Raw genomic sequence first — 6956 nt, 5'->3', positions numbered from 1 at the left:
CCACCAACCGGTGGACCCGCCGGGCCAGCGGGCAGTGCGTCAGCCACGCGTACATCGCCACGGTCGGGGGTGGGTCGGTGCCGGTCTGCTGAGCCCGGCACCCCGAGCCGGGTCGGCGTCCTCCCGGGCCGGCCCGGCTCGCCGCGTCAGCGGGAGCCCGGCCGATTCAGGGCATCTCCTCCGGCCTCGGTGTCCGCACCAGTTCCTGGTACCGGGGATGGCAGGCACCGTAGACGGCGAAGTTCAGGCGGGCGTGCGACAGGCTCAGGTCCCCGTTCGCCCCGCCGCGTACGACGTCCGCGTCGGCGTCGCCCTGACCGTCGTCTGTCCAGAAACAGACCGGGCAGGTGCCACCACCGGTCCGGTACGCGCAGCAGGGACATGCGGCGGGAACCCAGCGATCATCCACCTCGACAGCTTTCCACAGTAGACACTTCATCCGTGTTGTCCGGAAGCGTCCCCCACGGCGCCGTAACCCCGGACCCGCAGCAGCGTACCCGGATCCACCGCGAGCAGTTCGGCGGCGTGTCCACCGTTGACGGAGAGCGCGACCCGGCCGGTCGAGTCGACGTGCGCCACCAGGGCACCGACCGGGGCGTCGCCGAAGGTACGCCCGTGCACCACCTCCCGTTCCCACCCGTCGACCGCCGACGGGCCGTCCTCGGCGGCCGGGTCGCCGGTCATCGGACGGACCCGCACCCGGGCCGGCAGCGGGTCCAGCAACTCGGCCGGGGCGGCCAACTGGACGTTTCCGAAGTGGTCCACCGTCAGCACCTCGGCGACGAACCCGTCCGGCAGTTGGCGGACCAGCGGTTCGGGCAGCCGTACCAGCGTGGCCGGATCGACCGCCGGCCCGGCGTCGGTGAGCGGGGCACCGAGAGCCAGGCGGGCCGCGACCGGGGCGAAGACGTCCCGTCCGTGGAAGGTGGCCGACACCCGGGGGGCCAGCCAGCGCGGGTTGGTCAGCTCCACCGCCCCGGTCATCCCGCCGAGCGCCGCGGCGGCGTCCAGCAGCAGGCCATTGTCCGGGCCCACCAGCAGACCCTCAGGCGTGCCCAGGGCGACACCCCGCCGGCTCGTACCGACCCCCGGGTCGACCACCGCCACGTGCACCCCGGGCGGCAGGTGCGGCACGGTCTGGGCCAGCACCGCCGCGCCGCGGCGCACGTCACCCGGCGACACCAGGTGGGTCACGTCGATGACCCGCAGCGCGGGCGCGAGGCGGGCGATCACCCCGTGGCAGGCCGCCACGAAGCCGTCGGCGAGGCCGTAGTCGGTGGTCAGCGAGACGACCTCGGCCGGTGGCCGGGACGCGCGGGCGGCGCTGCTGGTCACGGCACCGGATCGTACCCGGGATTCGCCGGCCCGGCGGACGGTGTCGGCGCGGGATCGCCGCTTCCGCCGCCAATTCCCGGCAGTGGCGTACCCGCCCCGCCGCTGCCGCACCAGGTCGGTCTGTCGGGGCGTGAGGTGGGCGCTCCGGTGCCGGAAAGCCGACAGCGTGGCTGACCGACCGGCCACTGCCGGTGGCGGTCCTGGTTGGACAGACTGCGTGGGTGAGTCACCGGATGTTGCCCACCGCCGTCGTGCTCGTGACCACCGTGGCGCTGGTCGCCTGCGGTGCCGACCAGGACGCGCCGCCGGTCGCCGCACCGGCCCCGACCGTCAGCGGCTCGTCGGCGGATCCGGCCGCACCGGGCGCCGCGACCGCGCCGACCGGGGCGGCCAGCCCGGCCGCTCCGGGTGACACCGCCCCGAGCGGTGTCGCGCCGCCGCCGTCATCGCAACCGGGTACGGGCGCGCCGAAGGCCGGCGGCACCACCGAGCGGCGACCGCCGAGCCCGCCGCCGGTGGAGCTACCGCCCCGTCAGGCCGGCGAACCGACCGGCCGGGAGGTCGTGGCGGCGTTCCGGGCGGCCGGGCTCAAGGCGGCCAACGTCCGGGACCGCTCGGTCGACTGTGGACCGGACGGGTTGGGTCTGGGCTGCTCGGAACTGGTCGTGACCGACAACGTGGCCGTCTACGTCTTTCCCGACGAGAGCAGCGCCGGTGATCTGGCCGAGCGGTGGAGCGGAGCCGCCTACCGCAGCGGCACCGTGGTGCTCAACTACCTCGAGGCACCAACGCCGCCCGCCGACCGCCCCCGCTACGAGAAGGTCCTCGACAAGCTCCGCTGACCCTCCCACCCATCCTCCCACCCCTCCTCCGCGCACGCGATCTTGCACTTATGGTCGCTGGAATGTCCCACCTGGCGGCAATTGTCGCGACGAAAAGTGCAAGATCGCCGGGGCGTGGGGCGTGGGGCGTGGGGCGTGGGGCGTGGGGCGTGGGGCGTGGGGCGTGGGGCGTGGGGCGTGGGGCGTGGGGCGTGGGGCGTGGGGGTTAGGGGCGGAGGCGGAGGCCGCGGGGGGTGGTGCGGAAGCCGGCGGCCGTCAGGGCGTCGCGCAGCGGCGACGAGCCGACGGACTCGCCGTCGGCGCGTTCCACCGAGATCGGGCCCAGCGCGCCGGAGTGGACGGCGTCGGCGAGCGCCTTGCCGGCCGAGGCCAGCACGTCGACGTCGTCGGTGAAGGAGAGCAGTGTCCGTCCACCCCGCTCCACGTAGAGCGCCAACCCACCCTCGACCAGCACGACCAGCGCCCCGGCCTTGCGACCCGCCCGGTGCCCGCTGGTCGGTGGCGATGCCGCTTCACCGGAGTCGACGGCCCGCTCCGGCCAGGGCAGCGCCGCGCCGTACGGGTTCGCCGGGTCGGTGGCGGCCAGCACCACCGTGGCCCCGCCGCGAGGCCGGCCACCGTCGAGTGGGTCGGCACCGGCGCGGATCCGGTCCACCGCGCCGGGCACCGCGAACTGCGCCGCGCCCAGCCCGTCGACAAAGTATCCCCGCCGGGCCGCGCCGCGCTCCTCCAGCGCGGCGAGCACCGGGTAGACCGCCGCGAAGCCGCCCGCCACCTGCTCGGCCACCACCGCGCCCCGGGTCAGCACACCGTGCCGCTCCAGCAGGACGTCGGCGAGGGCGGCGGCGCGGCGGGTCGGGTCGGTGTCCCGCGCCGGCAGCCGGGACCAGCGTCCGGCCACCGTCGGCGGGCCACCGCGACTCGGCAGCGCCACCCGTCCCGGTCGGCGGTAACGGCTGCGGGCGGCGGTCGGGCGGGCGCGGTGCGCGCCACCGGCGCCGAGGACCGCCCGCAGCGGAGCCAGGGTGTCGTTGGTGAGGTGGCCGGCCCAGACCAGGTCCCAGATGACGGCGGTCAGCTCGGCGTCGTCGGTGGCGCCGACCCGGTCGGCCAGCGGCCGGAAGAACAGGGCCTGCCCGGCGTCGAGCGCGTCCAGCACGGCGTCGTGCAGTGGCGTACGCGCGAGGGTCTCGTCCGGTGGCGGCAGCAGCAGCGCGGCCGAGTCGGCGTACGCCAGGCTGACCCAGCCGTCCCCACCGGAGATCGCCCCCGCGCCGGCCCACAGCACCTCACCGCTGGCGCACAGCTCGTCGAGCTGGGCGGGGGAGTAGTCGGCGACCCGGGCGGGCAGTACCAGCCGCTCCAGCGCCGACGCGGGGACCGAGGCACCCTGCAACTGCTCGACCGTCGCGGCCACCGCCTCGACCCCGCGCGCCGAGGAGCCGACCTGCTGCCAGCGGGGTAGGAAGGTCGCCAGGGCCTGCGGTGGTACCGGCTCGATCTCGCGGCGGAGCGCGGCGAGGGAACGGCGGCGCAGCAGGCGCAGCACCTCGGCGTCGCACCACTGGGTGCCGGCCGTGTCCGGGGTGAACTCGCCGGAGACCACCCGGCTGACGGCGGCCAGCCGGCGCAGCGCCTGCTCGACCACGAAGACCCCGAGCCCGAACCGGGCCGCGCAGCTCGCGGCCGTGAACGGGGTGTGGGTGCGGGCGTACCTGGCCACCAGGTCGCCGAGCGGGTCGGTGACCGGTTCGAGGTACGCCTCGGCGACACCGACCGGCAGGGCCACGCCGAGAGCGTCCCGCAGCCGGCCGGCATCCTCGACGCCGACCCAGCGTTCCTGCCCGGCGATGCGGACCCGCAGCACCCGCCGGGCGGCGGCCAGGTCGGTGAGCCACGCCTCGGGCACTCCGCGTTCGGCCAACTCGGCGGTGCTCAGGTCGCCGAGCTGCCGGAGCAGTTCGATCACGTCCTCGGCATCGCGGGCCCGGCGTTGCGGGGTCAGCCAGCGCAGTTGCCGCTCGGTCTCGGCGAGCACCGCCGGGTCGAGCAGCTCGCGCAGGTCGACCCGGCCGAGCAACTCACCGAGCAGGGCCGAATCCAGGGTGAGGGCAGCGGCCCGGCGTTCGGCCAGCGGGGCGTCGCCCTCGTAGAGGAAGGCACCGACGTAGCCGAACAGCAGCGAGCGGGCGAACGGGGACGGCCGGGCGCTCTCCACCTCGACCAGGCGCACCCGGCGGCCGGCCAGGTCACGCATCACCTCGGTCAGGGCGGGCAGGTCGAAGACATCCTGCAGGCACTCCCGCGCGGCCTCCAGGGTGACCGGGAAGTCGGCGTACTCGCGGGCCACGTCGAGCAGTTGGGCGGCGCGTTGCCGCTGCTGCCAGAGCGGCTGGCGGCGGCGCGGATCGCGGCGGGGCAGCAGCAGCGACCGGGCGGCGCACTCCCGGAACCGCGCGGCGAACAGCGTCGAGGTGCCCACCGACTCCTCCACCAACTGCGCGATCTCCTCCGGGTCGAAGGCCACCACGTCGGCGCCGGGCGGCGTGTCGGCGGTGTCCGGCAGCCGGACCACGATCCCGTCGTCGGCGGGCATCACCTGCGCGTCGACCCCGTAGCGCTCAGCGAGCCGGCGGCCGATGGCCAACGCCCACGGTGCGTTGACCCGGGCGCCCAGGATGCTGTGCACGGCCAGTCGCCAGTCACCCAGCTCATCGCGGAAGCGTTCGACGACCACCGTCCGGTCGTCCGGCAGGGCCCGGGTCGCCGCCCGCTGCTCGTGCAGGTAGGTCAGCAGGTTTCCGGCGGCCCAGTCGTCCAACCCGGTGGCCCGTAGCGCGGCCGTGGCCTGCTCGGTGTCCTGCCGGAGCAGGGCACGTACCCGGGCGCCGATCGCCCGGCCCAGTTCCACCGGCCGGCCCGGCTGGTCGCCCTTCCAGAACGGCATCTTCGCGGCCTGCCCGGGTGCCGGGGAGACCAGCACGCGGTCGGGCGTGATCTCCTCGATCCGCCAGGAGGAGGAACCGAGCAGGAAGATGTCTCCGACCCGGGACTCGTAGACCATCTCCTCGTCCAGCTCGCCGACCCGGGCGGCCCGCTCCGCCCCGGCCAGGAAGACGCCGAACAGCCCCCGGTCGGGGATGGTGCCGCCACTTGTCACCGCGAGCCGTTGGGCGCCGGGACGGCCGGTCAGCACGTCGGTGGCGCGATCCCAGACCAGGCGGGGACGAAGCTCGGCGAAGGCGGTGGACGGGTAGCGGCCGGAGAGCATGTCCAGTACGGCGTGCAGCGCGGAGTCGGGCAGCTCGGCGAAGGGCGCGGCCCGACGGACGACGGTCGCCAGGTCGCCGACCCGCCACTCGTCCAACGCGACCATCGCGACGATCTGCTGGGCGAGCACGTCCAGCGGGTTGCGGGGATGGCGCAGTTCCTCGATGGCCGCCTCGCCCATCCGCTCCGCGACCACCGCGCAGGAGAGCAGGTCGCCGCGGTGTTTGGGCAGGACCACCCCGCGCGACACCGCGCCGACCTGGTGCCCGGCCCGGCCGACCCGTTGCAGGCCCGCGGCCACGCTCGGCGGTGCCTCGATCTGCACGACCAGGTCGACCGCACCCATGTCGATGCCGAGTTCGAGGCTGGAGGTGGCCACCACCGCCGGCAACCGGCCCGCCTTCAGCGCCTCCTCGATCTGTCGGCGCTCCTCCCGGGAGACGCTGCCGTGGTGCGCCCGGGCGATCACCGGCGGGGCACCGGACACCGCGCCGGCCTGGGCCATCATCTCGGCCGGTGTCCGAGCCGCCGGGCCGGTCGCGGGTGACGCAGCCGTGGCCGTCTCGTCGGCGGCCAACTCGTTGAGCCGGGCGCACAGGCGTTCGGCGCTGCGCCGGGAGTTGGTGAAGACGATCGTCGAGCGGTGCGCCCTGATCAGGCCGAAGACCCGCTCCTCCACGGCCGGCCAGATGGACGCCGTGCGTGGACCGGCGAGCTCGTCCTCCGGCGTCGGCTGCTCGTCGAGGCGGGTCATGTCCTCCACCGGCACCTGGACGCTGACCTCGATCGTCTTGGCGGTCGCCGGGGCCACCACCTCGACCGGGCGGGTGCCGCCGAGGAAACGGGCGCACTCGTCCAACGGCCGGACGGTGGCGGAGAGCCCGATGCGCTGTGCCGGGGCGGGCAGCAACTGGTCGAGCCGCTCCAGGGAGAGCGCCAGGTGGGCGCCGCGTTTGGTGCCGGCGACCGCGTGCACCTCGTCGACGATCACGGTCTCGACACCGCGCAGCGAGTCCCGCGCGGCCGAGGTGAGCAGCAGGAACAGCGACTCCGGCGTGGTGATGAGGATGTCCGGCGGGGTGCGGGCGAAGGCCCGCCGCTCGTCGGCGGGGGTGTCACCGGTGCGCATCCCGACGGTGATCTCCGGCGGGGGTAGGGCGAGCCGGGTGGCGGCCTGCCGGATGCCGGTGAGGGGTGCGCGCAGGTTGCGTTCGACGTCGACCGCGAGCGCCTTGAGCGGGCTGACGTAGAGCACCCGGCAGCGCCGCCGAGGATCGGCCGGCGCGGTCTCGCGGGAGAGCCGGTCGAGGGACCACAGGAACGCCGCGAGGGTCTTGCCGGAACCGGTGGGCGCCACGACCAGGGCGTGTCGGCCGGCGGCGACCGCGTTCCAGGCGCCGGCCTGCGCCGCCGTCGGGGCGGCGCACGCCCCCCCCCACCCCACCCCGGGGGCCCGCCCCCCCCCGGGGAGGCCCCCCCCCCCGGGGGCCGGGGGGGCGGGCGCCCCCC

At 75.6% G+C, this 6956-nt stretch carries 4 protein-coding genes; 1 reads left to right on the top strand and 3 read right to left on the bottom strand.

Annotated features, from left to right (window positions below; all coding sequences use genetic code 11):
• Positions 1-166 precede the first annotated feature (166 nt).
• The gene (locus V5O40_RS27605) at positions 167-409 is read right to left on the bottom strand and encodes a CPCC family cysteine-rich protein (protein ID WP_164445633.1); all 243 of its coding nucleotides are present in this window, start codon (positions 407-409) and stop codon (positions 167-169) included.
• 26 nt (positions 410-435) lie between these two features.
• A complete protein-coding gene (locus V5O40_RS27600) occupies positions 436-1335 on the bottom strand; it encodes an SAM hydrolase/SAM-dependent halogenase family protein (protein ID WP_332908164.1) in 900 nt (299 codons plus the stop codon).
• Positions 1336-1556: 221 nt separating this feature from the next.
• Between V5O40_RS27600 and V5O40_RS27595 the strand changes: the two genes are divergently transcribed.
• Positions 1557-2177: a hypothetical protein gene (locus V5O40_RS27595; protein ID WP_332908163.1), complete on the top strand. Its 621-nt coding sequence runs from the start codon at positions 1557-1559 to the stop codon at positions 2175-2177.
• A 205-nt stretch (positions 2178-2382) separates the two neighbouring features.
• Here the strand turns inward: V5O40_RS27595 and V5O40_RS27590 are convergent, their stop codons facing one another.
• A complete protein-coding gene (locus V5O40_RS27590) occupies positions 2383-6891 on the bottom strand; it encodes an ATP-dependent helicase (protein ID WP_332908162.1) in 4509 nt (1502 codons plus the stop codon).
• Positions 6892-6956 lie beyond the last annotated feature (65 nt).

The sequence above is a fragment of the Micromonospora palythoicola genome, assembly GCF_036689795.1.
GTDB lineage: Bacteria > Actinomycetota > Actinomycetes > Mycobacteriales > Micromonosporaceae > Micromonospora > Micromonospora palythoicola.
The sequence above is the reverse complement of the archived record's forward strand: the minus strand, read 5'-3'. Positions and strand labels throughout refer to the sequence as shown.